Origin of the sequence: Streptomyces sp. CB02923 (assembly GCF_001905005.1) — a bacterium.
In the GTDB taxonomy this organism is placed as follows: Bacteria; Actinomycetota; Actinomycetes; order Streptomycetales; family Streptomycetaceae; genus Streptomyces.
In genome coordinates this window covers 676,983-702,905 of sequence record NZ_LWKZ01000001.1, presented here as the reverse complement: position 1 = coordinate 702,905, position 25,923 = coordinate 676,983, and the positions used below count along the sequence as shown (strand labels likewise).

At 72.9% G+C, this 25,923-nt stretch carries 18 protein-coding genes; 13 read left to right on the top strand and 5 right to left on the bottom strand.

The window, feature by feature from the left end; all coding sequences use genetic code 11:
* Window positions 1–90 precede the first annotated feature (90 nt).
* A complete protein-coding gene (moeZ, locus tag A6A06_RS02895) occupies window positions 91–1,269 on the top strand; it encodes an adenylyltransferase/sulfurtransferase MoeZ (protein WP_073758427.1) in 1,179 nt (392 codons plus the stop codon).
* A 132-nt stretch (window positions 1,270–1,401) separates the two neighbouring features.
* Here moeZ and A6A06_RS02890 read toward each other — a convergent pair whose 3' ends face one another.
* Window positions 1,402–3,936: a lysylphosphatidylglycerol synthase transmembrane domain-containing protein gene (locus A6A06_RS02890; protein ID WP_242440582.1), complete on the bottom strand. Its 2,535-nt coding sequence runs from the start codon at window positions 3,934–3,936 to the stop codon at window positions 1,402–1,404.
* A gap of 683 nt (window positions 3,937–4,619) precedes the next feature.
* Between A6A06_RS02890 and A6A06_RS02885 the strand changes: the two genes are divergently transcribed.
* From A6A06_RS02885 to nudC, 5 genes are all read left to right on the top strand, one after another.
* On the top strand, window positions 4,620–5,114 hold the full coding sequence (locus A6A06_RS02885; protein ID WP_079193751.1) for an MGMT family protein: 495 nt from the start codon (window positions 4,620–4,622) through the stop codon (window positions 5,112–5,114).
* A 561-nt stretch (window positions 5,115–5,675) separates the two neighbouring features.
* Window positions 5,676–9,278 (top strand): ATP-dependent helicase, encoded by a 3,603-nt coding sequence (locus tag A6A06_RS02880; protein ID WP_199930706.1) that lies wholly within the window; start codon window positions 5,676–5,678, stop codon window positions 9,276–9,278.
* A 102-nt stretch (window positions 9,279–9,380) separates the two neighbouring features.
* Window positions 9,381–13,262, top strand: a complete 3,882-nt coding sequence (locus A6A06_RS02875; RefSeq protein ID WP_073758421.1) for an ATP-dependent DNA helicase — start codon at window positions 9,381–9,383, stop codon at window positions 13,260–13,262.
* A 56-nt stretch (window positions 13,263–13,318) separates the two neighbouring features.
* A complete protein-coding gene (locus tag A6A06_RS02870; protein WP_073758419.1) occupies window positions 13,319–14,719 on the top strand; it encodes a dipeptidase in 1,401 nt (466 codons plus the stop codon).
* A 457-nt stretch (window positions 14,720–15,176) separates the two neighbouring features.
* Window positions 15,177–16,112, top strand: coding sequence for an NAD(+) diphosphatase (gene nudC, locus A6A06_RS02865; RefSeq protein WP_073758417.1), 936 nt, complete (start codon window positions 15,177–15,179; stop codon window positions 16,110–16,112).
* 132 nt (window positions 16,113–16,244) lie between these two features.
* Here nudC and A6A06_RS02860 read toward each other — a convergent pair whose 3' ends face one another.
* A complete protein-coding gene (locus A6A06_RS02860) occupies window positions 16,245–16,418 on the bottom strand; it encodes a hypothetical protein (protein WP_199930649.1) in 174 nt (57 codons plus the stop codon).
* Window positions 16,419–16,548: 130 nt separating this feature from the next.
* On the opposite strand from A6A06_RS02860, the gene A6A06_RS02855 reads away from it, so the two are divergent.
* Both A6A06_RS02855 and A6A06_RS02850 read left to right on the top strand, forming a co-directional pair.
* Entirely contained in the window at window positions 16,549–17,331 is a 783-nt protein-coding gene (locus A6A06_RS02855; protein WP_073758413.1) for a helix-turn-helix domain-containing protein, read from the top strand.
* A 114-nt stretch (window positions 17,332–17,445) separates the two neighbouring features.
* A complete protein-coding gene (locus tag A6A06_RS02850; RefSeq protein ID WP_073758411.1) occupies window positions 17,446–18,549 on the top strand; it encodes a helix-turn-helix domain-containing protein in 1,104 nt (367 codons plus the stop codon).
* Window positions 18,550–18,631: 82 nt separating this feature from the next.
* Here the strand turns inward: A6A06_RS02850 and A6A06_RS02845 are convergent, their stop codons facing one another.
* Window positions 18,632–18,886: a mycoredoxin gene (locus A6A06_RS02845; protein ID WP_073758409.1), complete on the bottom strand. Its 255-nt coding sequence runs from the start codon at window positions 18,884–18,886 to the stop codon at window positions 18,632–18,634.
* Window positions 18,887–19,117: 231 nt separating this feature from the next.
* Between A6A06_RS02845 and A6A06_RS02840 the strand changes: the two genes are divergently transcribed.
* From A6A06_RS02840 to A6A06_RS02820, 5 genes are all read left to right on the top strand, one after another.
* A complete protein-coding gene (locus tag A6A06_RS02840; protein ID WP_079193750.1) occupies window positions 19,118–21,394 on the top strand; it encodes an ATP-dependent DNA helicase UvrD2 in 2,277 nt (758 codons plus the stop codon).
* Between the two features lie 142 nt (window positions 21,395–21,536).
* Window positions 21,537–21,869, top strand: coding sequence for a hypothetical protein (locus tag A6A06_RS02835; RefSeq protein ID WP_073758405.1), 333 nt, complete (start codon window positions 21,537–21,539; stop codon window positions 21,867–21,869).
* Window positions 21,870–21,989: 120 nt separating this feature from the next.
* Entirely contained in the window at window positions 21,990–22,343 is a 354-nt protein-coding gene (locus A6A06_RS02830) for a WhiB family transcriptional regulator (RefSeq protein ID WP_003984433.1), read from the top strand.
* On the top strand, window positions 22,340–22,672 hold the full coding sequence (locus A6A06_RS02825; protein ID WP_073758403.1) for a hypothetical protein: 333 nt from the start codon (window positions 22,340–22,342) through the stop codon (window positions 22,670–22,672). Before A6A06_RS02830 ends, A6A06_RS02825 begins: the two co-directional genes overlap by 4 nt.
* Window positions 22,673–22,833: 161 nt before the next feature.
* Window positions 22,834–23,034 (top strand): hypothetical protein, encoded by a 201-nt coding sequence (locus tag A6A06_RS02820; RefSeq protein ID WP_073758401.1) that lies wholly within the window; start codon window positions 22,834–22,836, stop codon window positions 23,032–23,034.
* Between the two features lie 207 nt (window positions 23,035–23,241).
* Here A6A06_RS02820 and A6A06_RS02815 read toward each other — a convergent pair whose 3' ends face one another.
* Both A6A06_RS02815 and A6A06_RS02810 read right to left on the bottom strand, forming a co-directional pair.
* Window positions 23,242–24,642 (bottom strand): ABC1 kinase family protein, encoded by a 1,401-nt coding sequence (locus A6A06_RS02815; RefSeq protein ID WP_073758399.1) that lies wholly within the window; start codon window positions 24,640–24,642, stop codon window positions 23,242–23,244.
* 34 nt (window positions 24,643–24,676) lie between these two features.
* Window positions 24,677–25,822, bottom strand: coding sequence for a TOMM precursor leader peptide-binding protein (locus tag A6A06_RS02810; RefSeq protein WP_199930648.1), 1,146 nt, complete (start codon window positions 25,820–25,822; stop codon window positions 24,677–24,679).
* Window positions 25,823–25,923: the final 101 nt, after the last annotated feature.

Below are 25,923 nucleotides of genomic sequence, written 5' to 3'. Positions count from 1 at the left end.
TGGCAGTGTTACGGGAAGACCACCGTCCCTTGCTCCGGGGTGCCCCGGGGCGGGGGGTCGCCCATCGAGATACCGACAAACGGAGTCCCCGTGTCGCTGCCACCCCTGGTCGAGCCCGCATCGGAGCTCACCGTCGACGAGGTCCGCAGGTACTCCCGCCACCTGATCATCCCGGATGTCGGGATGGACGGGCAGAAGCGGCTGAAGAACGCCAAGGTGCTGTGCGTCGGCGCCGGCGGACTGGGCTCGCCCGCGCTGATGTACCTGGCCGCGGCGGGCGTCGGCACCCTCGGCATCGTGGAGTTCGACGAGGTCGACGAGTCCAACCTCCAGCGCCAGATCATCCACAGCCAGGCGGACATCGGCCGCTCCAAGGCCGCGTCCGCCAAGGACACGGTGCTGGGCATCAACCCGTACGTCACGGTCAACCTGCACGAAGAGCGCCTCGACTCCACCAATGTCATGGACCTCTTCGCCCAGTACGACCTGATCGTCGACGGCACGGACAACTTCGCCACCCGTTACCTGGTCAACGACGCCTGCGTGCTGCTGAACAAGCCGTACGTCTGGGGCTCGATCTACCGTTTCGACGGCCAGGCCTCGGTCTTCTGGAGCGAGCACGGCCCCTGTTACCGCTGCCTGTACCCGGAGCCCCCGCCCCCCGGCATGGTCCCCTCCTGCGCCGAGGGCGGCGTGCTGGGCGTCCTGTGCGCGTCCATCGGCTCCATCCAGGTCAACGAGGCGATCAAGCTGCTAGCCGGCATCGGTGACCCGCTGGTCGGCCGCCTGATGATCTACGACGCGCTGGAGATGACGTACCGCCAGGTCAAGGTCCGCAAGGACCCCGACTGCGCGATCTGCGGCGAGAACCCGACCGTCACCGAACTCATCGACTACGAGGCCTTCTGCGGCGTCGTGTCCGAAGAGGCCCAGGAGGCGGCGGCCGGCTCCACGATCACTCCCCGGCAGCTCAAGGAGTGGATCGACACGGACGAGAAGATCGAGATCATCGACGTCCGCGAGCCGAACGAGTACGAGATCGTCTCGATCCCCGGCGCCAAGCTGATCCCGAAGAACGAGTTCCTGATGGGCAGCGCCCTCCAGGACCTCCCGCAGGACAAGAAGATCGTCCTGCACTGCAAGACGGGCGTCCGCTCCGCCGAGGTGCTCGCCGTCCTGAAGTCCGCGGGCTTCGCGGACGCGGTGCACGTCGGCGGCGGCGTCATCGGCTGGGTCAACACGGTCGAGCCGGAGAAGCCGGTCTACTGACCGGCTCCCGGCCGCACCGCGCACAAGGGTCCGCACACCAGGTGGTGTGCGGACCCTTTGCCGTACGGGCCGCGGCCCCTTCGCCGTACGGGGTGTCCGGCTCGTACGGGGTGTCCGGCTCGGACCCTCGGTTCAGATCTGGCCCTTGCGGGTCAGGTGCGTGAAGGAGATCCAGCCCGGCAGCACCGGCAGCCAGAACGTCATCAGCCGGAAGAGCAGCACCGCGGGGAAGGCGATGTCCGGGGTGAGCCCGGCCAGCGTCAGGGTGCCGGTCAGCGCCGTCTCGATGGCCGCCACACCGCCGGGGGTGGGCGCCGCCGACCCCACCGCGTTGCCCGCGAGGAACACCACCGCGATGGCCGCGTAACTCAGCTGCCCGCCACCGCCGAACGCGCGGATCGAGGCGTCCAGGCACATCACGTTCGCCGCCGTGAGCAGCAGCGTGCCGCTGATGCCGACCGCCAGCTTCTTCGGGCGCTGGAGGACGTCGAGTATCCGCGGCACCACGCCCGCGAACAGCGACCGTACGCGCGTGGCGATGAACTTGCGCAGCACCGGCACGGCGGTGACCACCAGCACCAGCACGGCGGCCGTCAGCAGGCCCGCGATGACCGCGCGGGACGGCGACAGCGACGGCGTGCGCTCGGTGCCGGTCAGATAGCCGAAGGTCAGCAGCAGCACGATGTGGCAGCCGAGGCCGAACAGCTGGGACGCGCCGACGCTCGCCACCGCCAGACCGGGCCGGATGCCGGAGCGTTGCAGGAAGCGGGTGTTGAGCGCCACGCCGCCCACCGCGGCGGGCGCGACCAGCTTGACGAAGTTGCCCGCCACCTGCGCGATGGCCGCCCGCAGGAAGGACACCTTCTCCGGTACGAAGCCGAGCAGGCTCATCGCCGCCGCCGGGTAGGTCAGCGCCGAGAAGGCCATCGCCGCCACCACCCACAGCCACTGGGCCTCGCCGACGACCTGGCCGAAGTTGGCGTGGGTGATCTGCGAGAGCAGGAAGTACGCGGCGAAGACACCGGCGATCCAGCTGACGAGGGTGCGCGGCCGGACCCGTTCCAGGCGGGCCGGCTCGACCGGCGCCGTCGGCCGGATCAGCAGCACCTGCTGGCGGATCTGCGACAGCAGGTCCTCCTCGCGGGCCTCCTCCAGCGCCTCGTCGACCGCCCGCCGCTCGGCGTGCTTCTCGGCGCGCTGCGCCTTGCGGTTGCCCGGCCCCGCCTCGGCGTGCGCGCCCTCCCGCCGGGCCGCCTCGGCGGCCTTGCGTTCCTTGGCGGCGCGCGACGCCTCCAGGACCGCCTCGCGCTCCCGCGCGGAGCGTTCGCGCGCCAGCTGACGCAGCGTGGACCGGGTGGTGCGGCTGAGGGCGATCGGCTGGAGCAGCGGCAGGCTGTCGGCGACCGCGTCCGGGCCGAGCGCGTCGAGGGCGGCGGCCACCGCCCGCTCGGCGCCGACCCGCAGCGCGAACGTGGTCAGCAGCTGCGCGATGTCCATCCGCAGCACCAGGTCGCCCGCCGCGATCTCACCGCCGCGCAGATCGGTCAGGAAAATCCTGCCGGAACGATCCACCAGGAGGGCGTCACCCACCAGGCGCCGGTGCGCGATCCGCCGCGACTGGAGCGCCGCCACCTGCCGCCAGGCGTTGCGCATCAGCTCGCCGGTGATCTCCTCGTCCGGCAGCGAGTCCATCGGCCGGCCGTCGATGTGCTCGTATACGAGCATCACGGCGTCCGGGCCCAGCTCGGAGGTGGCGATCAGCTTCGGCGCGTTGGCACCGGCCGCGATGGCCGCGTACGCCAGCAGCGCCTCCTGCTCCAGCGCCTGGCGCAGGGACTGCAGGCTGCGGCGCTGATTGATGCCGCGCAGCGACAGCCGCCGCCAGACGCGGTAGAAGAAGCCCTGGGCCTGCCGCTCGCGGTCCACGACGGTCACGTCGATGGGCGGGCCGTCCTCCAGGGTGACGATGTAGCGGCGGCCGCGGTCGGCGTGCTCCGGGTGCTCGGGGTTGCCGATGTCCTCGGCGCGCACCGCGCTGACCGGGTGGAAACCGACCCGGCGCAGGCCGGCGAGGAGGTTCTGGCCGGTGGGCCGCACATTGGGCGAGCCCACCGCGTAGAGCGTCCCGAAGGCCACCGTCCAGCCGATGAGGATGGTGGTGACGATGGCGAACGGCGTCGTGTAGCGGCCCACGAGCACGGCGAAGGCGTCGAGCAGCAGCACGCACCACATCGCCACCCGCCAGCGCGGGCGCCGCGACATCCCCACCGCGGTCATGTACGCGATGACCGGCGCGAGATAACTGTGCACCGGCGGGGTCAGCCCGCCGTTGGCCAGCGGCTGCGTCAGCGCGACCTGGATGGACTTCGGGGCGGCCTCGGCGACCCACAGATCGGTGGCGAGCGAGACGCCGTGCGCGAGGACCGCGGCCAGCACACCGTCCGCGATCCGCAGCCCGTCCCGTTTGATCAGCCGTTCGACGGCGAAGGCCACCGGCACGATCAGTACGGCCACGCTCGACGCCAGCCCGGCGAAGTTGATCAGCAGCCGCGGCGCCATCCCGGCGCCCTCGCCGATGTCGCGCTGGAGACCCTGGGTCGTGCCGTGCGCGAAGGTGGCCAGCAGCAGCACCAGCGCGATGCCGACGATGCCGAGGAGCAGGCGCATCAGGTCGGACGGGCGGTGCACACGGGCCGGCAGCAGCGGCTCGTCCCCGGAGACCTGGTCGACGTGGAACTCGCTGCCCACGTGGTCGTGGGATGGGGCGGGCCGTTCGGACCTGTCGGAGCGGGCGGGTCTGGCAGATTTGGCGGCTTTGCCGGTCGTGCCGGATACGTCGGTGCCGGCTGCTCCGTCGGCGGCGCGTTCCGCTACGTCGGTGCCGGCCGCTCCGTCGGCGGTGCGTTCCTCTTCTGCCGCGTCCCCCGCTCCGGTGGAAGCGGTCGCCGTGTCGGCCCGGCGGGGCTGGTCCGGCCCCTGCGGGGTCGCGGACTCGTCGGCTCTTCCGGCCTTCTCGATCGTGCTCGCCTTTTCGGTCTCGGAAGCCTGTGACGGCTTCCCCCGTGGTTTTCCGTCCCCCCGGGCGGGGGTGGCGGAGGACAGCGCCTCAGGGGTGCCGGCCTCCCATGGAGGCACCGCACCCTGCTGTTCGGCCGTCTCTTTTTGATCTCGTATCACCAGTCACCGCCCGGAAGATGGTGGCATGGCCGCGAGGCGGTGGGGGGCATCAGGGTGCATTTCGAAGGGCCGGGAAACGGAACATACGCCCCCGTGCCCGCCCGCGCACGCCGTCGGCGGGCCACGGCGCGGGCGGGGCGGGACTGTCGGTGGTGTGGTGCAGGATGGGCCGAATGAGTGGGACAGCGGGAGACATTCCCGAGTGCGGCGGCGAGCGCGACGGGGACCCGGCCGGGGCCTCCGGCGCCGGGGAGGGCTCGCCCGGCCCCGGCGCCGAGGAGATCCCCGAATACGCGGAACGGGTCCTCGGCGTCGCGGAGCTGATTCCGTCCGGGCGGGTGATGACCTACGGCGACGTCGCCGAGTGGCTCGCGGGGGAGGAGCCGCCCTCCGGCGAAGACCCTCCGGGGACCGGCGGCCGGCGGACCGTGGGCGGACCGCGCCAGGTCGGGCGGGTGATGGCCCTGTACGGGGGCGCCGTGCCGTGGTGGCGCGTCGTGCGCGCCGACGGGCAGTTCCTGCCGGGCAGTGAGCTGCGCGCGATGGCGCACTACCGGGAGGAAGGCACTCCGCTGCGCGAGGCCGCCCGGTCCGCCGAGGGCCACGTCCCGCGCCTCGACATGCGGCGGGCCCGCTGGGACGGGAGCGATCCGGGGGCGGGCGGCTGAGGGCGCCGTTGCCGCGGCATTCCGGGGACGTGAGCGTGGGAGGGGCCGGGACTGCGGGAGGCCGGGGGTGGCGGGGGCGGCGCGCGGGGTTCGGTGGGGTGCCGGAGGGGAGCGCGTGACTCCGTGGGGCGGCCGTTCGGGGGACGTGGGGCCGGCGCGCGGTGGTCCCGGGAGGTTCGGTGCATCCGGCCTGTAGGGCGCTGCTGACCTGTCCGGCGGGCTTGACCCGTTCGGCGCACCTGGCGCGCCTGTCCCGTTCGGCGCACTTGACCCGTCCGGTACATCTGTCCCGTTCGGCGCACCTGACCCCTCCGGTACACCTGACCCGTCCGGCGTATCCGACACGGACGTACGCATCCGTCGTACCGTCGTGGGACGGACTGCGGCTCGTGCGCCACCTGGCGTAGCGTCGGGCACGGCCCGCACCACCGCCCCGCCGCCCGGCGACCGGCGCGGTGGCCGCACCGGCACGCCCCGCACCGCGGTGCGCACCACGACCAGCACCTCCTCCCAGGACCGGCGAACCACGTGAGTTCCTCCTTCTCGGCCTCGGCCTCGGCCGTGCCGTCCGCGCAGCCGCGCCGGCGGTCGGCGCGGCGGGATGCCACCGGCGCGTACCGACTGGTGCGTACCCGGCCGGGACCGACGGACCCTCCTGCTTTGGACGCACGCCAGCGCGCTGTGGTTGACCATGGCACCGGGCCGCTGCTGGTGCTCGCCGGTCCCGGTACGGGCAAGACCACGACACTCGTGGAGGCGGTCGCCCGCCGGGTACGGGACGGTGCCGACCCCGAACGGCTCCTCGTGCTGACCTTCAGCCGCAAGGCCGCCGTCGAACTGCGGGACCGGATCGCCGCCCGCCTGGGCAGCTCCGCCGCCCCGCAGGCCACCACCTTCCACTCGTACTGCTACGCGCTCGTACGGGCCCACCAGGACGCCGACCTGTTCGCCGACCCGCTGCGGCTGCTGTCGGGCCCCGAGCAGGACCTCGTCGTGCGCGAGCTGCTCGAAGGGCAGGCCGGACTGGCGGCCGCCGGGCGGGCCAGGGTGCGCTGGCCGGACGAACTGCGGGCCTGCCTGACGACGCGCGGCTTCGCCGACGAGGTCCGCGCGGTGCTTGCGCGCAGCCGCGAGCTGGGGCTGGGCCCGGACGCGCTCGCCGACTTCGCGCGCCGTACGGGGCGGCCCGACTGGGGAGCGGCGGCCGGATTCCTCACCGAGTACCTGGACGTACTGGACGCCCAGGGCATGCTGGACTACGCCGAACTCGTGCACCGCGCGGTACTCCTGGCGGAGCGCGACGAGGTCGCGGCTCAGCTGGCCGCGCGCTACGACGCGGTGTTCGTCGACGAGTACCAGGACACGGACGCCTCACAGGCACGGCTGCTCGCCGCGCTGGCCGGAGGCGGCCGTACGCTCGTCGCCTTCGGCGACCCCGACCAGTCGATCTACGCCTTCCGCGGCGCCGACGTCAACGGCATCCTCGACTTCCCGGCGGCGTTCCCGCACAGGGACGGCACACCGGCCCCGGTCGAGGTGCTCGGCACCTCCCGCCGCTCGGGCGCGGCCCTCCTGGCGGCCACACGCCGGCTCACCGCCCGTATGCCGCTGACCCGCCTGCCGGCCCGCGCGGTGCGGGCGCACCGCGACCTCGCGGCGGTACGGGACGGGGGCCGCGTCGAGGTCTACACGTACCCGACACCGGGTGCCGAGCTGGACAACGTCGCGGACATCCTGCGGCGCGCGCACCTGGAGGACGGCGTGCCGTGGCGCGACATGGCCGTCCTGGTACGCGCCGGCGGCCGGTCCCTCCCCGGCGTGCGCCGGGCCCTGACCTCGGCCGGTGTGCCCCTGGAGATCGACGGCGACGAGCTGCCGCTGCGGCAGGAACCCGCGGTGGCACCGCTGCTGACGGCCCTGCGGGTGGCGGCTTCGGCGGTGACTGCCGGGGGGACTGCGGGGGTGACTGCGGCTGGTGCTCCGGCTGCGGGTGTCCCGGCTGATGGCGCCTCGGTCGATGATGCTGTCGCTGTTGACGTCCTCGCCGACGAGGCTCTTGCCGATGGTGCCCCCGACGACGAGGCCCTCGACGACGAGGCCTCCGCCCACGAGGCCTCCGCCGACGAAACCGCTGCCGATGACGCTGCCGATGACGCCGCCGTATCGGGGGATCAGCCCCCCGAGGCGGCGCACGGACCCTCCGAGATCTCCGAACTCTCCGGGCCCTCCGGCATCCCCGGGTCCTCCGGCATCCCCGGGCTCTCCGCCGAAACCGCCATAGAGCTGCTGACTTCCCCCCTCGGCGGTATGGACGCCGCCGACCTGCGCCGGCTCGGCCGGGCGTTGCGGGAGGAGGAGCGGGCCGCCGGACAGGACGTACCGAGGCCCTCCGACGAGCTGATCGCGCGGGCGCTCGCCGAACCGGAGCGCCTGGTCGCGCACGATCCGGCGTACGCGCGGGGCGCACGGCAGCTCGGCGAGCTGCTGCGCACCACCCGCGTCCTGCTGGCGCGCGGCGGCACCGCCGAAGAGGCCCTGTGGACGCTCTGGGACGGCACACCCACCTGGTCGCAGCGGCTGGAGCGGACCGCCCGGCGCGGCGGCGCGGCGGCCCGCAACGCCGACCGCGACCTGGACGCCGTCGTGGCGCTGTTCGAGACCGCCGCCCGCGCGGAGGCCCGTACCGGCGGCCGGGGCGCGCTGAACTTCCTGGAGGAACTGGACGCCCAGGACATCGCCGCCGACACCCTGACCCGCCGGACCGTCCGCCCGGACGCGGTGCGCCTGATGACGGCCCACCGTTCCAAGGGGCTGGAGTGGCGGCTCGTCGTCGTGGCCGGTGTGCAGGAAGGGCTCTGGCCCGACCTGCGCCGTCGGGGCTCGCTCCTGGAGGCGGACCGGATCGGCCGTGACGGACTGGCCGAACCGCTGCCCCCGGGCGCGCTGCTCACCGAGGAGCGCCGGCTGTTCTACGTGGCGGCGACCCGGGCCCGCGAGCGCCTGGTGGTCACCGCCGTCAAGGCCGCGTCGGACGACGGCGACCAGCCGTCCCGTTTTCTGACCGAGCTGGGCGTCGAGCCGCAGGACGTCACCGGGCGCCCCCGCCGCCCGCTGTCGGTCGCCGCGCTGGTCGCGGAACTGCGCGCCACCACCGTCGACCCGGACGCCACCCCGGCGCTGCGGGCGGCCGCCGCGCAACGGCTGGCGAAGCTGGCGGCGCTGCGCGACGACGAGGGCCAGCCGCTGGTGCCGGCCGCCCACCCCGACCAGTGGTGGGGCCTGTACGAGCCGACGCACAGCGCCGTGCCGCTGCGCGACCGCGACCGTCCCGTGACGCTGTCCGGCAGCGCCCTGGACCAGCTCGCCAACACCTGCGCACTCCAGTGGTTCCTGGGGCGCGAGGTGAAGGCGGACGCGCCCGCGACCGCCGCCCAGGGCTTCGGCAACGTCGTCCACGTACTCGCCGACGAGGTCGCCTCGGGCCGTACCCCCGCCGACCTGTCCGTCCTGATGGAACGCCTGGACTCCGTATGGGACGCGCTCGCGTTCGACGCCCCCTGGAAGTCACGGCAGGAGAAGGACAACGCGCGCGCCGCGCTGGAGCGCTTCCTGCGCTGGCACGTGATGGAGCGCGGCACGCTGGGCCGCGAGACCGTCGCGACCGAGCACGGCTTCGACGTCACCCTTGAGGCGGGCGAATACGCCGTCCGTATCCGGGGGAGCATGGACCGCGTCGAGCGGGACGCGGAGGGCCGGGCGTACGTCGTCGACTTCAAGACCGGCAAGCAGAAGCCGACCGGCCCGGAGGTCGCCCGGCACCCGCAGCTCGCCGTGTACCAGCTGGCGGTGCGCGCGGGCGCGGTGGACGCCGCCTTCGAAGGGCAGCGCCCCGCGACGGGCGGCGCGGAACTCGTCCACCTGCGGCTGGGCGCCCCGCAGAAGGAGGGCGGGGACGCGCTCCCCGCCGTCCAGGCACAGGGGCCGATCGACGTGGGGGAGCCCCCGGCGCAGCCGGGCGGGGAGTGGGCGGGCGAACTGCTCGCCACGGCCGCCGGCCGCGTACTGGAGGAGCGCTTCACCCCCACCACGGGGCAGCACTGCACCCACTGCGCGTTCCGCAGGGCCTGCTCGGCGCAGCCCGAGGGTCGGCACGTGGTGGAGTGACGGACGCGTCCCGGGCCCGGTGATCACCGCGCCGTACCCGCCTCCGGCGCCCTCAGCTGGGGTTTGCCGCGATTGTCAGTGGGGGCCGATACGGTCTCGGATGTGTCAGCTCGTATCACCGACCCCGAGCAGCTCAAAGAGCTCCTCGGCATCCCGTTCACCCCGGAGCAGACGGCCTGCATCACCGCACCGCCCGCCCCGCAGGTCGTCGTGGCCGGCGCCGGTTCCGGCAAGACCACGGTCATGGCCGCGCGCGTGGTGTGGCTGGTCGGTACGGGCCAGGTCGCCCCGGAGCAGGTCCTCGGCCTGACGTTCACGAACAAGGCGGCGGGCGAGCTGGCCGAGCGCGTCCGCAAGGCCCTGGCGGCGGCCGGGGTGACGGAACCGGCCGACCCGTTCGGCGCGGCCGCCCCCGGGCCGCCCGGCGTCCAGGCCGGCGCGCCCGCCCCCGGCCCCGGTGCCCCGGCCGACGCGGACGGCGTCCCCGGCGAGCCCCGGATCTCGACGTACCACTCCTTCGCGGGCCGGCTCCTCAAGGACCACGGCCTGCGCATCGGCCTGGAGCCCAGCGCCCGCCTGCTCGCCGACGCCACCCGTTTCCAGCTCGCCGCCCGCGTGCTGCGCACCGCCCCCGGCCCGTATCCGGCGCTGACGAAGTCGCTGCCCGCCCTAGTGGAGGACCTGCTCGCGCTCGACGGCGAGCTGGCCGAGCACCTCGTGGAGCCGGACCGGCTGCGGGCGTACGACACCGAGCTGCTCGCCGCCCTCGACCGGGTGAAGCTCTCCAACGCCGACCTGCGCAAGGTGCCCGAGACGGCCCGCGGGCGCCTGGAGCTGCTGGAGCTGGTCCGGGCGTACCGCGGCGAGAAGCAGCGCCGCGAGCTGCTGGACTTCGGTGACCAGATCGCCCTGTCGGCGACCCTCGCGACCACCCGCGCCGAGGTGGGCGCGCTGCTGCGCGAGGAGTTCAAGGTCGTCCTCCTGGACGAGTACCAGGACACCTCCGTGGCCCAGCGGATCATGCTGTCCGGCCTGTTCGGCGGCGGTACGGGCCATGCCGTGACCGCCGTCGGCGACCCCTGCCAGGCCATCTACGGATGGCGCGGCGCCTCCGTCGCCAACCTGGACGACTTCCCCGACCACTTCCCCTTCGAGGACGGCAGCCCGGCCCGGCGCTCCGCCCTCAGCCAGAACCGCCGCAGCGGCGGCCGGCTGCTCGACCTGGCCAACGGGCTCGCCGCGCCGCTCCGCGCCATGCACGCGGGCGTCGAGGCGCTGCGCCCGGCCCCCGGCGCGGAGCGCGACGGCGTGGTGCGCTGCGCGCTGCTGCCCACCCACGCGGAGGAGATGACCTGGCTCGCCGAGAGCATCGCCCACCTGGTGCGCACGGGCACCCCGCCCGGCGAGATCGCGGTGCTGTGCCGGACCGCCGGAGATTTCGCCCGTATCCAGGGTGAGCTGGTCGCACGGGAGGTCCCGGTGGAGGTCGTCGGCCTGTCCGGGCTGCTGCACCTGCCGGAGATCGCCGACCTGGTGGCGGTGTGCGAGGTCCTCCAGGACCCCACGGCCAACGCCGCCCTGGTGCGGCTGCTGATCGGCCCGCGCTGGCGGATCGGCCCCCGTGACCTGGCCCTCCTGGGCCGCCGGGCGCGGCTGCTGGTCCACCGGGACGGTCAGTCCGAGGACCCCGAACGGCGGCTGGCCGAAGCCGTGGAGGGCGTCGACCCGGCCGAGACGATCTCGCTCGCCGACGCGCTCGACACGTTCCTGGAGGCGGACGGCCGCCCCGACGACGGCCTGCCGTTCTCCCCGGAGGCGCGCGTCCGCTTCGCCTACCTGGCACGCGAACTGCGCGACCTGCGGCGCTCATCGGCCGACCCCCTGATGGACGTACTGCACCGGGTGCTGACCGTCACCGGCCTGGAGGTCGAGCTGTCCGCCTCCCCGCGCGCTCTGGCGGCCCGCCGCCGGGAGACCCTGAGCACCTTCCTGGACATCGCCGCGGGCTTCGCCGCCAAGCAGGGCGGCGCGGCCCTGGACGGCGACGCGACGCTCCTCGCCTTCCTGGGCTTCCTGCGCACCGCCGTCCAGCACGAGAAGGGCCTGGACAGCTCCCTGCCCGGCGGTGAGAACACGGTCAAGGTGCTCACCGCCCACAAATCCAAGGGCCTGGAGTGGGACGTGGTCGCCGTCCCCGGCCTCGTCGGCAAGCAGTTCCCCAGCGAGCAGGCCCGCGACTCCTGGCTCACCCAGTCCAAGGTGCTGCCGCACGCCCTGCGCGGCGACGCCGCGACACTGCCGGACGTGGCCGACTGGAGCAGCCGCGGCCTGAAGTCCTTCAAGGAGGCGATGAAGGACCACCAGTCGGTCGAGGAGCTGCGCCTCGGCTACGTCACCTTCACCCGCCCGCGTTCCCTGCTGCTCGGCTCCGGCCACTGGTGGGGCCCCGACCAGAAGCGGCCACGCGGCCCTTCCGCCTTCCTGGAGGCGCTGCGCGCACACTGCGAGGCGGGCCACGGCGAGATCGAGGAGTGGGCCGAGGCCCCGGAGGAGGGCGCGGAGAACCCGTCGCTGAAGGAGGCGGAGGCCGAGCTGGAGTGGCCGCTGCCGCTGGACACGACGGCGCGGGAGCGCCGCCGCGCGGCTGCCGCGACGGTCCGGACGTACCTGGACGAGCTTCTGGCGAACGCCCCGGGCGATGCCACCGCACCGCCGCACACCGCAGCCGCCGACGGCCCCGAGGCCGCCGTCGCTCATGACGCCCCGCATCCCGCGGCGGGGGGCGCCGCCTCCGTACCCGCGCAGGCCGGGCCGGTCCACGACCCGGATTGGCCGCCGCCGCCCGAGGACGACCCGTTCGAGGGCGGGTACGGAGACCCGTACGCCGCTCCGCACGAAGACCCGTACTCCGACCCGTACTCCGACCCGTACTCCGATGGGTACGCCGTCGACGATCCCCAGAGTCCTGGGCCTGGCCCCGTACCCGGTTCCGTACCCAGCCCCAGCCCCAGCCCCAGCCCCAGCCCCAGCCCCGCCCCCGAACACGACCTGGCCGACTGGGACGCCTGGAGCGGCGAGCGGCCCACGCATCCGGGGGCGGGGGGCGAGGCAGGCCCGGACGCCGCCGTACGAGCTGACGCCGCGCTCGCCCACGTACCGGCACAAGCCCCCGCCACCGAAGCCGCCCCGGACCCCGGCCCCACCCCCTTCCTCCCCGAGGAGCGCCGTACCGTCGCCTCCTGGGACCGCGACCTCGACGCCCTCGCCGACGAGCTGCGCCGGGCCCGCGCGACCGTCCGTGAGGTCCCTCTGCCGTCCTCGCTCAGCGCCTCGCAGCTGCTGTGGCTCGCGTCCGACCCGGACGGCTTCACCCGGGAGCTGGCCCGCCCCATGCCGCACCCGCCCCGGCCCGCCGCCCGCCGCGGTACGCGCTTCCACGCCTGGGTGGAATCGCGCTTCGAGGAACTGACGCTGCCCCTGCTCGGCCCCGACGAACTGCCGGGCGGGGCGTACGGCCACGAAGCGCGCGCCCAGGAAGCGGCCGGGGAAGCGGCCCCGATCACGGACGAGGACGACCTGGAGGCTCTCAAGGAGGCCTTCGCCCGCACCCCGTACGCCCGGCGCACCCCGTACCGCATCGAGGTGCCGGTGCAGCTCACCCTCGCGGGCCGGGTGATCCGCGGCCGTATCGACGCCGTCTACCGCAGCCGCGGTCCGCACGGGGACACCTACGAGATCATCGACTGGAAGACCCACCACGCGCAGACCGCCGACCCGCTGCAGCTGGCCCTCTACCGGGTGGCCTGGGCCGAGCAGCACGGCCTGCCCCTGTCCGCCGTCGACGCCGCGTTCCTGTACGTACGCAGCGGCGAGACGGTCCGGCCCCAGCGGCTGCCCGACCGGGCCGGACTCGAAAGCATCCTGCTCGGCGAGCCCGCACGGGCCGCCGGCGAAGCGGACACCGCCGGGGGAGGGCAGAGGTGACAAGATCCAGGAGACCGGCAGCGGACCGCGCCCCGCGGCCGGATAGGCTCGGACACATGAGCACCACCTCGGACAGCGCCGTCCGCGCGTACATCGACGTCCACCGCGAAGAGTTCCTCGACGACCTGGCCGCCTGGCTGCGCATCCCCTCGGTGTCCGCGGACCCGGAGCGCGCCGCCGACGTGCGCCGCAGCGCCGAATGGCTGGCAGAACGGCTCACCGCGACCGGCTTCCCCACCGCCGAGATCTGGGAGACGGACGGAGCCCCCGCGGTCTTCGCCGAGTGGCCCTCCGGGGACCCGTCGGCCCCCACCGTCCTCGTCTACGGCCACCACGACGTGCAGCCCGCCGCCCGCGAGGACGGCTGGCACACGGACCCCTTCGAGCCGCAGACCGTCGACGGCAAGCTGTACGCCCGCGGCGCCGCCGACGACAAGGGCCAGGTGTTCTTCCACACCCTCGGCGTACGCGCCCACCTCGCCGCGACCGGCCGCACCGCCCCGGCCGTCAACCTCAAGCTCCTCATCGAGGGCGAGGAGGAGTCCGGCTCCCCGAACTTCCCGGCGCTGATCGCCAAGCACGCGGACCGCCTGGCCTGCGACACGGTCATCGTCTCCGACACGGGCATGTGGTCCAAGGACACCCCCACCGTGTGCACGGGGATGCGCGGCCTCACCGACTGCCAGATCGACCTGTACGGCCCCGGGCAGGACATCCACTCCGGGTCCTTCGGCGGCGCGGTGCCCAACCCCGCCACCGAGGCCGCCCGCCTGGCCGCCGCCCTCCACGACGAGGACCGCCGCGTCGCCGTCCCCGGCTTCTACGACGGCATCGTCGAGCTGACCGACCGCGAACGCGAGCTCTTCGCCGAGCTGCCCTTCGACGAGGCCGAGTGGCTGCGTACGGCCCACTCCCACGCCGCGCTCGGCGAGACCGGCCACAGTACCCTGGAGCGCATCTGGGCCCGCCCCACCGCCGAGGTCAACGGCATCGGCGGCGGCTACCAGGGCCCCGGCGGCAAGACCATCGTGCCGTCCTCGGCACAGGTGAAGCTGTCCTTCCGCCTGGTGGCGGGCCAGGACGCGGCCGCCGTCCAGCAGTCCGTACGGGACTGGGTCGCCGCCCGCCTGCCCGACGGCATCCGCCACGAGATCACCTTCTGGGGCGCCACCCGCCCCTGCCTGACCCCGCTCGACCACCCCGCCCTGCAGTCCGTCGTACGGGCCATGGGCCGCGCCTTCGACCAGAAGATCCGCTTCACCCGCGAGGGCGGCTCGGGCCCGGCCGCCGACCTCCAGGACGTCCTCGGCGTACCGGTCCTCTTCCTCGGGATATCCGTCCCCTCGGACGGCTGGCACGCACCGAACGAGAAGGTCGAACTGGACCTGCTGACGAAGGGCGTCGAAACCGCCGCGCACCTCTGGGGCGACCTGGCGGAGAACTGGCGCGTCGCTTGAGCGGTGACCGAGCCGTACCGGCGTCCGCGTCCGCGACCGGGCCGACGGCCCACTCCGGGGCCACGCCCGGGGCCCGTCCCCGGCCGGAGGCCGCGCCCTGCTCGCGACCGGCGAGCGGGAGGGCTGTGCCGGTGATCGGCACGGCAGTGCAGGTGACGGGCGGGGCCGTGCCCGTGGCCGGTGCCCCAGGCGCGCCGAAGCCCGGTGCCCCAGGCGCGCCGAACCCCGGCGCACCGGACGGGAATCCGTCCACACACCACCGCCACTACCGCCCTCACCATCGCCACCGCCGCACCACTCACGCCGTCTGTACCGCCGTCTGTACAGCTCGTACCGCCACCCGTGCGCCTCGTACCGCTACCCGCCCGGCGGCCGTGCGGCCCGTACCGCCACCCGTCCGGCGGCCGAGCCCGCGGGCAGCAATCACCCACGCCCATAGGGGGAGTTGGAAACCGCAGTGACCACCTGGACCGACCACAGCGCCGACCGGCCGATCACCTTCAGCGCGCCGAGCGGCATCGACAGAGCCGCCGGCCACCGTCTCGACGAGGCCTGGCTCGCGGCGGCCTGGAGTCACCCGACGACGCGCGTCTTCGTGGTCTCCGGAGGCCAGGCGCTGGTCGACGACACCCCCGACGGCCGCACCGAACTGGTCATGACGCCCTCCTTCGAGGCGCCGCTCACCGAGACGCACCGCTACTTCCTCGGCACCGACGAGGACGGCGTGCGCTACTTCGCACTCCAGAAGGACTCGCTGCCGGGGCGCATGGACCAGTCCGCGCGCCCCGCCGGTCTGCGCGAGGCGGGCCTCCTGCTCTCCCCGCGCGACGCCGGGCTGCTCGTCCACGCCGTCGCCCTGGAGAACTGGCAGCGCCTGCACCGCTTCTGCTCCCGCTGCGGCGAACGCACCGTCATCGCGGCCGCCGGCCACATCCGCCGCTGCCCCGCCTGCGGCGCCGAGCACTACCCGCGCACCGACCCGGCCGTGATCATGCTCGTCACGGACGAGGAGGACCGCGCGCTGCTCGGCCGCCAGGTGCACTGGCCGGAGGGCCGCTTCTCCACCCTCGCCGGTTTCGTCGAGCCCGGCGAGTCCATCGAGCAGTCGGTGGCCCGCGAGGTCTTCGAGGAGGCGGGCGTGGTCGTCGGCGACGTCGAATACGTCGCCAGCCAGCCGTGGCCCTTCCCCTCCAGCCTCATGCTCGGCTTCATGGCCCGCGCCACGTCCTCCGAGATCCAGGTGGACGGCGAGGAGATCGAAGAGGCCCGCTGGTTCTCCCGCGAGGACCTCCGCGCCGCCTTCGAATCCGGCGAGGTCCTGCCCCCGTACGGCATCTCCATCGCCGCCCGCCTCATCGAACTCTGGTACGGCAAGCCCCTGCCCAAGCCGTAACACCACCCCGGCCGGGGCCGCATCAGGCCCCGGCCCCACCCGTCTCCGCCCCGGCCGCCGTCCACTGCCTGCCCCTGGCCACACAGATCCCACAAGGAAACGGACACGGCGGAACCACCCCGCCCTCCCCCCTCACAGCGGAAGCGGAATCTCCCGCCGATGCGCCTCCCTCATATGCCGCCGGTACCGCACCCGGGCGTCCACCTCCATCGACTGATCCCGACCCTCCCGCCCCTCGACTTCGAGCGCTTTCAGCAGTTCGCATGCCTCGCACGCCTTGTACCTGTCCGTCGGGTTTTCGGTCATGGCGCTCATGTTTCCGGGCGGTCGCGTGCCACTGCGACGGCGCCAGGACGTCCGTCAAGTGTCCAAGTGGCGTCACACGCAAGACGTCAAACCGGTGTCATAACGCCCGAGTTGGGTCTAGCTTGGATCTATGACGATCGCGCCGGACCTCACGGCGAACGAAGCCCTACGGGCTGTTCGCCTCTCGCTTCGGATGAGTCAGGACGACATGGCCCGTGCGCTGCGGAAGGCGGGCGTCGAGGCGGGCGAACCGAACGACGCCAACAAGCGGCTCGTACAGCGCTGGGAGGGCGGTACGACCCGGGTGCCTCGGCCCGTATACGTACGCGCCCTGGAGAAGGTCACCGGGCTGCCCATCGAGTCCCTCGGGTTCGCGCTGCCGGTCATGATCCGGCTCCGCGACGATGGTGCCGGAGGGCACGACCTGGCCCCTGGGGCGGACGGCGTCGCCCCCGCCTCCGCCGATGCCGAAACGGCAGCCCGGACAGCCGGTCGCGCGCACTACGCGGGCGTGTGGCTCAGTCGATACGAGTTCTACTCGTCCGGGAGGGGACAGACCTTCGCCGGTGCCCACTACGTCGTACTGGTGCAGAACGATAATCGGCTCACCGGCCAGTCACTCCCCGGAGCGTCTTCCCGCCCCGACTCCGCGCTGTCCCTGGACCTCACCGTGGACGGCAACGTCATCACGGGCACCTGGGTGGAGCAGACCGCGACGGACGGCTACTACGCCGGGGCCCGCTACCACGGCGCCGTCCAACTGCTGGCCGAACCGACCGGTAGGCGTATGGCCGGGAAGTGGGTCGGATTCGGCAAGGACTTCGACGTGAACACCGGACCGTGGGAACTGATCTTCAAGGAAGCGTCCACATCGAAGGAGACGGTGGAGCGCTACAGCCGCCGTCCGGAGTGACCGGAGACGGTCCCTGTACGTCGCCGTCTCCTGCTTTACCTGGTCACCCTCATCCGGCGCCGGAGCCTCGTACGGCGGGGACCTCAACTCGCTGACATCGGCTTTCATGGACCCATGCCCATCGGGGATCTGATCAGAAGCCTGCGCACGGCTCGCGGCTGGAGCCAGGGACGTCTGGCGGCGGAGGTCAACAAGGCATTCGGCACCGGGCTGACGCGGGAGTACGTGAGCCGGTGGGAGTGTTCCAAGGTGGCGCCGGGGGCCTACCACCTGCGGCACCTGTCGGCCGTTCTGGACGTTCCTCTGGTCACCCTTGAGGGCGAAGTGGACCGGCGTACCTTCATCAGCGATGTCGCCGCCACCGCGATAGCTCCTGTGGTGGCTTCGGACCTGCTCAGTGTGGGGTTCGCCGCCCGCTTGCGCGGCGGCCCGTCGGCGGAACGCTGGGAAGCCACCCTGGCCACGTACGGCACCGACTACATGTCGATGGGGGCCGCTGACATCCAGCGTCGCGTGGCGGGCGAACTCGTCGTGGTGCAGCAGCAGCTCGACGATCCCCGCCTGTGGTCGGTGGCCGCACGGCTCATGACCCTGTACGCCAAGACGTTCCCCGGCTCGGACGGCTCCAAGGCCGTCTCCTGGTACCGCACCGCTGCCCGGGCCGCCGACCGGTCCGGGAACGAACAGGCCCGTGTATGGGTCCGCGGCCGTGCCGCGATTGCCCTCGGATACGAGGGCGCTTCACTGGGAGTCGCCGACGTACTGGCGGACCAGGCCATGGCCATCTCTGAGAAGCCGTCCCTCGGGCTCGTGAACGCCGTGATGGGCAAAGCGCACGCGGCAGCCGTCCGAGGCGACCGAGCGACCGCCGTACGTCTCGCCGATCACGGCCGTCGCCTCTTCGACCGTGTCGGTAGCCATGAGCAGACGTCGGATTACGCGGTCCCCTGGTGGCGTATGAACGTCTTCCTGTCCCTGCTGCTGGCGCGGGTGGGGGACGAGAAGGGAGCGGTCGAGGCCCAGGAGCGGGCGCGCCGCGAGCTTCCGGGGAGTCTGCCGAGGTTCGCCACGCACCTGGAGATGCACCGGGGGCTGATGCTGGCCCGGTCCGGTGACCGCGCCGGAGGGGTGTCCTTCGCGCAGGCGGCGCTGGACCGGCTGCCGCCCGAGAAGCACTCGCTCACGCTGCGGATGCTCATGGACGAGGTCAGGGCATGACGAGCCCCGCAGTCCGGACACGACGGAACCCCCGGTCACCACGACCGGGGGTTCGCCCGCGAAAACCCGCGAAGACCCGGGATCAGACGCCGAGAGCCTGCTTGACCTGGGCCAGGGACGGGTTCGTCATGACCGATTCCTCGCCGGAGGCGGGGACGACCAGGACGGTCGGTACGGTCTGGTTGCCGCCGTTGGCCTTTTCGACGAAGGCTGCGGACTCGGGGTCGTGCTCGATGTTGATCTCGGTGTACGCGATTCCCTCGCGGTCCATCTGGCCCTTCAGCCGACGGCAGTAGCCGCACCACGTGGTGCTGTACATCGTCACAGTGCCCGCCATGGGTCCTCGCGCTCCTTCAAGCTCGGCTCGTTTGCAGTACGGGAACGTCTGCCTGCCCCGGACCATTCCCGGCCGGACCGGTCCCGTGCGCGAACGGCTGCGCGCGGTCCCGCGTCCGTGATTCCGCATCCGCGGTTCCGCGTCCTGTGGGTGCGGGCATTCGTATGACCGCGGGGTGGCGGCTGTGGACAACTTTCCCGGCTGCCCCGGTCGACCTGGCAGCATGGCGGGGTGACAGCAGCATCGGACTCCACTCTCTTCCCGCAGGTTGCGGCCGCGACCCAGTTCCCGGCCACGCCTGAGGGTGCCGACGCGGTGCTCGACGGCCTCGACCCCGAGCAGCGCGAGGTCGCCACGGCTCTGCACGGGCCCGTGTGCGTCCTGGCCGGTGCCGGGACCGGCAAGACCCGCGCGATCACCCACCGCATCGCGTACGGGGTGCGGGCGGGCATTCTGCAGCCCTCCACGGTGCTCGCCGTCACCTTCACCGCCCGCGCGGCGGGGGAGATGCGCGGGCGGCTGCGGCAGCTCGGGGCGGCCGGGGTGCAGGCCCGGACGTTCCACTCCGCCGCTCTGCGGCAGCTCCAGTACTTCTGGCCCAAGGCGGTCGGCGGCGAGGTGCCGAGGCTGGTGGAGCGCAAGGTCCAGCTGGTCGCGGAGGCCGCCGCCCGCTGCCGTATCCGCCTGGACCGCAATGAGCTGCGTGACGTCACGGGCGAGATCGAGTGGTCCAAGGTCACCCAGACCGTGCCCGCCGACTACCCGGCCGCCCTCCACAAGGCCGGCCGCGAGGCCCCCCGCGACCCGGCCGAGATCGGGCAGATCTACGGGACGTACGAGCAGCTCAAGCGCGATCGGGGGACCATCGACTTCGAGGACGTGCTGTTGCTCACGGTCGGTGTTCTCCAGGACCGGCACGACATCGCCGAGCAGGTCCGTGCCCAGTACCAGCACTTCGTCGTGGACGAGTACCAGGACGTCAGCCCGCTCCAGCAGCGGCTGCTGGACCTGTGGCTCGGTGACCGGGACAACCTCTGCGTCGTCGGCGACGCCAGCCAGACGATCTACAGCTTCACCGGCGCCACCCCCGACCACCTGCTGAACTTCCGCACCCGCCATCCGCAGGCGACAGTCGTCAAGCTGGTCCGCGACTACCGCTCCACCCCCCAGGTCGTGCACCTCGCCAACGGCTTGCTCTCCCAGGCGCGCGGCCGTGCCGCCGAGCACCGTCTGGAGCTGATCTCGCAACGGGACGCCGGACCCGAGCCCGCGTATGTGGAGTACGGGGACGAGCCCGCGGAGGCGGAGGGCACCGCCCGGCGTATCCGCGAGCTGATCGCGTCCGGCGTGCCGGCGAGCGCGATAGCGGTCCTCTTCCGTATCAACGCGCAGTCCGAGGTCTACGAGCAGGCCCTCGCCGACCTCGGCGTGCCGTATCAGCTCCGCGGCGCCGAGCGGTTCTTCGAGCGGCCCGAGGTGCGCGAGGCGGGCGTCAAGCTGCGCGGCGCCGCCCGCTTCGGCGCCAACGACGCCCTCCTGGACGACGCCGTGGACCTCCCGTCCGAGGTGCGGGCTGTACTGAGCGACATGGGGTGGACGAGCGTGCCCCCGGCCGGGTCCGGTGCCGTGCGCGACCGCTGGGAGTCGCTGGCCGCGCTGGTCCGCCTCGCCGAGGACTTCGCCAAGGCCCGGCCGGCGGCCACCCTCGCCGACCTGGTCGCCGAGCTGGACGAGCGGGCCAACGCCCAGCACGCGCCGACCGTCGAAGGTGTGACGCTCGCCTCGTTCCACGCGGCGAAGGGCCTGGAGTGGGACGCCGTCTTCCTGGTCGGCCTCACCGAGGGCATGATGCCGATCACCTACGCCAAGACCGACGAGCAGGTCGAGGAGGAGCGCCGTCTGCTGTACGTCGGCGTGACCCGCGCCCGCCTGCATCTGGGCCTGTCGTGGTCCCTGTCGCGCTCTCCGGGGGGCCGGGCGGTCCGCCGCCCCAGCCGCTTCCTGGACGGTCTGCGGCCCGGATCGGCAGGCGCGGGGCGCCGTGCGGCGGCAGGCACCGCGGGCGGTATCGAGCGGGGCGCCGGGGGTGCCAAGGGCGCCGGCAAGCGGCGGAGCCGGTCGCCCGCCCGCTGCCGGGTCTGCGGCAAGACGCTCACCGACGCGGGCGAGATGAAGCTCATGCGCTGCGACGACTGCCCCTGCGAGCTCGACGAGGCGTTGTACGGGCGGCTGCGCGACTGGCGGGCCGAGCAGGCACGGCAGCTGGGTCAGCCGGCGTACTGCGTCTTCACCGACAAGACCCTGATGGCCATTGCCGAAGCCGTCCCGGGAACCGAAGGGGAGCTGGCCGGCATCCCCGGTGTGGGGGGACGCAAGCTGGGCCGATTCGGTGCCGACGTCCTCGCACTGTGCGCAGGTGAGGAGCTCGTCACGGCAGCGGACGAGCCGTCGCCGGACGATCTCCCGGAGGGCACTGCAAGAAGCTCCGGAAAGTCGTCAGAAAAATAGTTTGCGCGCGCGGAGCGCATCCCCATAGCCTTCACAGGCACGAGAACAACGGGCCTTCCGGGATCCGCTGGATTCGTGTTGTACTGAACAAGCCCGGACCGGGTTTCCCGGTCCTTCGAGACGCCGAGAGGAGGCGAGACCAGTGATCAGCTTCATCGAGACCCAGAAAATGACCGATCGTTCGGTCGTCGCCACCTGCCCGCTCGGTGCCTCGCTTCTGGGTACCGGTCTGTCCGGCTCCGGTCGACTGTCCGGTCTTCAGGTCTCCCGTGCCGCTTCCTCGGTGTTCCTGCCCGAGGCCAAGTGCGACGAGCGACCGACCCAGGCACCCGCAGTAGCAGCGACGGCACAGGCAGCGAATACGCATGCCTTTGCCCACGCGGCGGCCAACGGTGCCGAATCCCGGGAGCAGTACGAGACGCAGCAGGACATGTGGGCCCACCGCGGGCACGAACCCTGGAGAGATCCAGCCTGATTGGCATGATCAGGTCGGCACCTTCCAGGGCCGCGGAACCCACACCGGGATCCGCGGCCCTTTTGCTTTGCCCACGCGCCCAGCCACCAGCCGGGCCGAACAGACGAGGAACACACCACCGTGCAACTCCAGACGCACACCCCGTCCGTCGCCACCGACCTGATTCCCCCGCCCGACTCCCAGGAGACCCCCTTGCTGCCCCTCACCGAGCTCGACGACGAGATCGACCGACTCGGCGCCGCCGTGCCGTGCCGTACCTACGACCCGGAGGTCTTCTTCGCCGAGACCCCGGCCGACGTGGAGTACGCCAAGTCCCTGTGCCAGACCTGTCCGGTGCGCGAGGCGTGTCTCGCCGGCGCCAAGGACCGTCGTGAGCCTTGGGGCGTCTGGGGCGGCGAACTGTTCGTCCAGGGCGTCGTGGTGCCCCGCAAGCGTCCGCGTGGCCGTCCGCGCAAGAACCCGGTCGCGGCATGAATCTCAGCGGCACCTACACCAGCGGCACCGGAACGATCGACCGTCCCGCCCAGCGGGACCCCCAGAAGCAGGACCCGATGAACAACCCCAGCCTGACCGACAGCACCGCACCCGCGAACTCCGGCGTGATCGAGTCGCGCCAGAACAGGACCCGTGAAATGCAACTCATCCCAGAAGCCCTGGCTCGCGCACATATGCAAGAGCGCTTGCGGGAGGCCGAGTCCGAACGCAGGGCCCAGCACCTCGCCACGGCCCGGCGCATGCAGCGCCGCGCCGAGCGGGCGTCGCTGCGCGCCCGGCGCGCTCTGGCCATGGCCGTCATGCAGTGACCCACCGGCAGCCCGGCATCCGTACGGTGCCGGGCTGCCCGGCGGTGCCTTCGCCGCATCACGCGACCACGCAACACCACGTACCTCAGGGGCTGTCCAACTGGGCGGCCTCTGAGGCGTTGTGCCCCCTTTCCCGGCAGTGACGGGGATATTGTCGGCTGATGAACCAGAAGACGTATGAACAGGCGGAGTTGACCACCGGCAACGCGGTGTGCGCCCAGTGCGGCACCACCGCCGAGGGCACTCCGCCCACCTGGACCTGCACCATCGCCCACGGCACCCGCCAGCACCTCTGCGACACCTGCACCCGCGCCAACCTCCGCGTCATCGAGTCCCACTTGGACCCGATCCCGACACGGTGAAGGCGGTCCGCAGTACGCCCCGCAGTACGCCCCGCAGCGGGCCACGCGCGGTGGATCGCCACGCGGTGGATCGCCATGTGGTGGATCGCCATGCGGCGGACCGATATGCGGTGGATCGCCACGCGGTGGATCGCCATGCAGTGGACCGCCACGCGGCGGGCCGTCATGTGGGGGCGCCGCGTGGGGGGAGTCGATCCTCCGTACGCGTCAGGCCGGTTTCTCCTCCGCCGTGGGGTGGTGCTGTTCGGGAACGGACGGGCCGGAGGCGTCGGCGGGGCGGAAGCCCGGGAGCCAGGCCTCCAGCTCGTCGCGCAGGCGGACGGTGGCTCCCAGCTGGCACAGGACGCCGATCGTGCTCAGCGTCACGCGGTGTATGAGCAGGTAGGAGGGGGGCAGGTTGAGCTGTCGGCCCAGTTGGTGGGCGGGGGAGCGGGGGTCGGCGATGCGCGCGGCCTGGGTGCGCATCCAGGAGCGGGTGAAGGTGAAGTCGTCCACCTGCGCCGGTTCGATGATCGGGAGCAGGTAGTCCAGCACCGCGTCGGGGTCCAGCTCGATGGACTCCTTCACGAAGCCCTCCTCGCACAGCAGCTCGTAGACCGCTTCGGCCTCGCCGTCGAGGGTCATGCGCAGTGAGGCGCCGATCGTCGACGGCAGACCGTCCGGCAGCCGGTCGACCGTGCCGAAGTCCAGGACGCCCAGCCGCCATGTCTCCGCCGGGCCGTCGGGGGCGTCGCCGGTCAGCAGCCGGAAGTTGCCCGGGTGGGGGTCGGCGTGCAGCAGGCCCGTGCGAGCGGTGCCGGAGAAGAGGAAGCGGGCGAGGAGCTGCCCGGCCCGGTCGCGCTCCTCCCGGGTGCCGTTGGCGATGATCTCCGAGAGGGGGACGCCGCCCATCCACTCGGTCACCAGCACCTGGTCACTCTGATGGACCACCGCGGGCACCAGCACGTCGGGATCGTCGGCGAACTCCTCGGCGTGGGCCTGCTGGGCCTCCGCCTCCAAGGAGTAGTCCAGCTCCTCGGAGACCCGGTCGCGCAGCTCGGAGATCAGCGGCTTGATGTCCATGCCGGGGATCAGCGGACCGAGCAGCCGGGCGAACCGGCTCAGCTGCGACAGATCGGACAGCAGCGCCGCGCCCGCTCCCGGGTACTGCACCTTGACGGCCACCGCGCGGCCGTCGTGCCAGACCGCGCGGTGCACCTGCCCGATCGACGCGGCGGCCGACGGCTTGTCGTCGAACTCCGTGAACAGCTCGCGCCAGTCCTCGCCCAGCCGCTCCGCCAGTACGGCGTGCACCGAATCGGTCGGCATGGGCGGCGCGGCTTCCTGAAGTTTGGTGAGCGCGGCGCGGTACGGACCGGCGATCTCCTCCGGCAGCGCCGACTCGAAGACGGACAGTGCCTGCCCGAACTTCATGGCTCCGCCCTTCAGCTCGCCGAGCACCCGGAAGAGCTGTTCGGCGGTCCGCTGTTGGAGCTCACGGCCGACGATGTCGGCCGATCTGCCGCCGATCCGCTTGCCCAGCCCCCAGGTGGCGCGGCCGGCGAATCCCAGTGGCAGCGCGGCCAGCTTGGCGGTACGGGTGACCGCCTTGCGGGGAAGATCTGACATTCGCCCCTCCAACTCACACTGTCCCCAACCGGGGTTACTCCGCCATTGTTACGTGTCGCCGACGCGGATCCGAGGCGCCCGTGGTGCCGGACGGTCCCGCCGCGCCGCAGCCGCACTCCGGATGCGGCGCGATCCGCGTCGTCCGCCAGTCCGCACAGGGCAGCGCGGCCTCCATCCGGGCACCCGTGCAGGGTGGCAACTGACCGTCCAGAAACGCCAGCGCCTGTACGGCAGCCAGCCCCGCCACCGTCGTCGCCAGAGCCGCGTCGCAGGCCGGAACGGCCGGCGCGCCGCGCCCCGACCGCCACTGGGCCAGCAGCCGCGGCCAGGCCGGCTCCGCGTCCGTACGCCGCAGCTCCAGGCAGCCCGCGCAGGACGAGCCGCCCGGCAGGACCAAGGGACCCACCACCGCGGTCCCTTCGACCACCCCGGCGAACAGATGGGGGATGCCCGCCGCCAGGAAGGGCTCGCACAGGGCCGGATCGGGGGCATAGGCGGCGAGGCCGTCGCGCGGTGCGATCACGACGAGCCCGAGGCCCGGCTCGCCCGCTTCCGAAGACCCGCCGCCGGGGCGGGGCCCACGCGACCAGGGCGAGGCACGGTGGACCAGACTGCGGGCGGCGGTGTCCCGGCGCACACCGATCTGCTCCGCCCGCACCCCGCCCGGCACGACGTCCCAGGGCTCGACCTTCCCGCCGTCCTGCACCTCCACCCGCCCGATGCCCGCCGCCGACAGCAGGGCCGCGACCGAGGCACCCACCCGGCCCGCGCCGCGCACCCGCGCTCGTATGGCGTGGCGCGCCCCCATCCGCTCCAGTCCGCCCGCGACCTCGGGATGCCGCACGGACAGCGACGCGAGATCCGCCCGGAGCCGGCCGAAGGCAGCGGAGTCCGCGCGCACCGTGTCCGCCGCCGGTCCGCCCGCCGACGGGGCGTCGAGCAGGCCGGCCCGCCCCAGCCGGTCCACCACCCGCCGCGCGCTCTCGGCCGGCAGCCCCAGTGATTCGGCGGCGTCCCCCAGCTGCTCCAGACTGCGTGTGCCGTCGATCAAGGCCAGAAAACTCCCGGTGGCCGTGTCCACCGGGCCCAGTTCCACCGCGTGTGCCGGCGCCACGCCGAACCGCACCGTTTCCCGGTTCCGCCATCCGCGCCGCAGCGCGGGCTTGAGCATCGGATACATGAGCCGCCCCCCGTCGATCGCATTCCGTCCAGCGGCCTTCAGCATCCCCCGGCCGCCGCGCGGGCATCGGAAGTTATCCACAGCCGGCAGGCAATAGTCGT

Coding starts and splice junctions, on each gene's coding strand:
- A6A06_RS02890 (WP_242440582.1), bottom strand. CDS start 3,936: ATGCGCCTGCTCCTCGGCATCGTCGGCATCGCGCTGGTGCTGCTGCTG.
- A6A06_RS02885 (WP_079193751.1), top strand. CDS start 4,620: ATGAGTGGGACAGCGGGAGACATTCCCGAGTGCGGCGGCGAGCGCGAC.
- A6A06_RS02870 (WP_073758419.1), top strand. CDS start 13,319: ATGAGCACCACCTCGGACAGCGCCGTCCGCGCGTACATCGACGTCCAC.
- A6A06_RS02860 (WP_199930649.1), bottom strand. CDS start 16,418: ATGACCGAAAACCCGACGGACAGGTACAAGGCGTGCGAGGCATGCGAA.
- A6A06_RS02855 (WP_073758413.1), top strand. CDS start 16,549: ATGACGATCGCGCCGGACCTCACGGCGAACGAAGCCCTACGGGCTGTT.
- A6A06_RS02850 (WP_073758411.1), top strand. CDS start 17,446: ATGCCCATCGGGGATCTGATCAGAAGCCTGCGCACGGCTCGCGGCTGG.
- A6A06_RS02845 (WP_073758409.1), bottom strand. CDS start 18,886: ATGGCGGGCACTGTGACGATGTACAGCACCACGTGGTGCGGCTACTGC.
- A6A06_RS02825 (WP_073758403.1), top strand. CDS start 22,340: ATGAATCTCAGCGGCACCTACACCAGCGGCACCGGAACGATCGACCGT.
- A6A06_RS02820 (WP_073758401.1), top strand. CDS start 22,834: ATGAACCAGAAGACGTATGAACAGGCGGAGTTGACCACCGGCAACGCG.
- A6A06_RS02815 (WP_073758399.1), bottom strand. CDS start 24,642: ATGTCAGATCTTCCCCGCAAGGCGGTCACCCGTACCGCCAAGCTGGCC.
- A6A06_RS02810 (WP_199930648.1), bottom strand. CDS start 25,822: ATGTATCCGATGCTCAAGCCCGCGCTGCGGCGCGGATGGCGGAACCGG.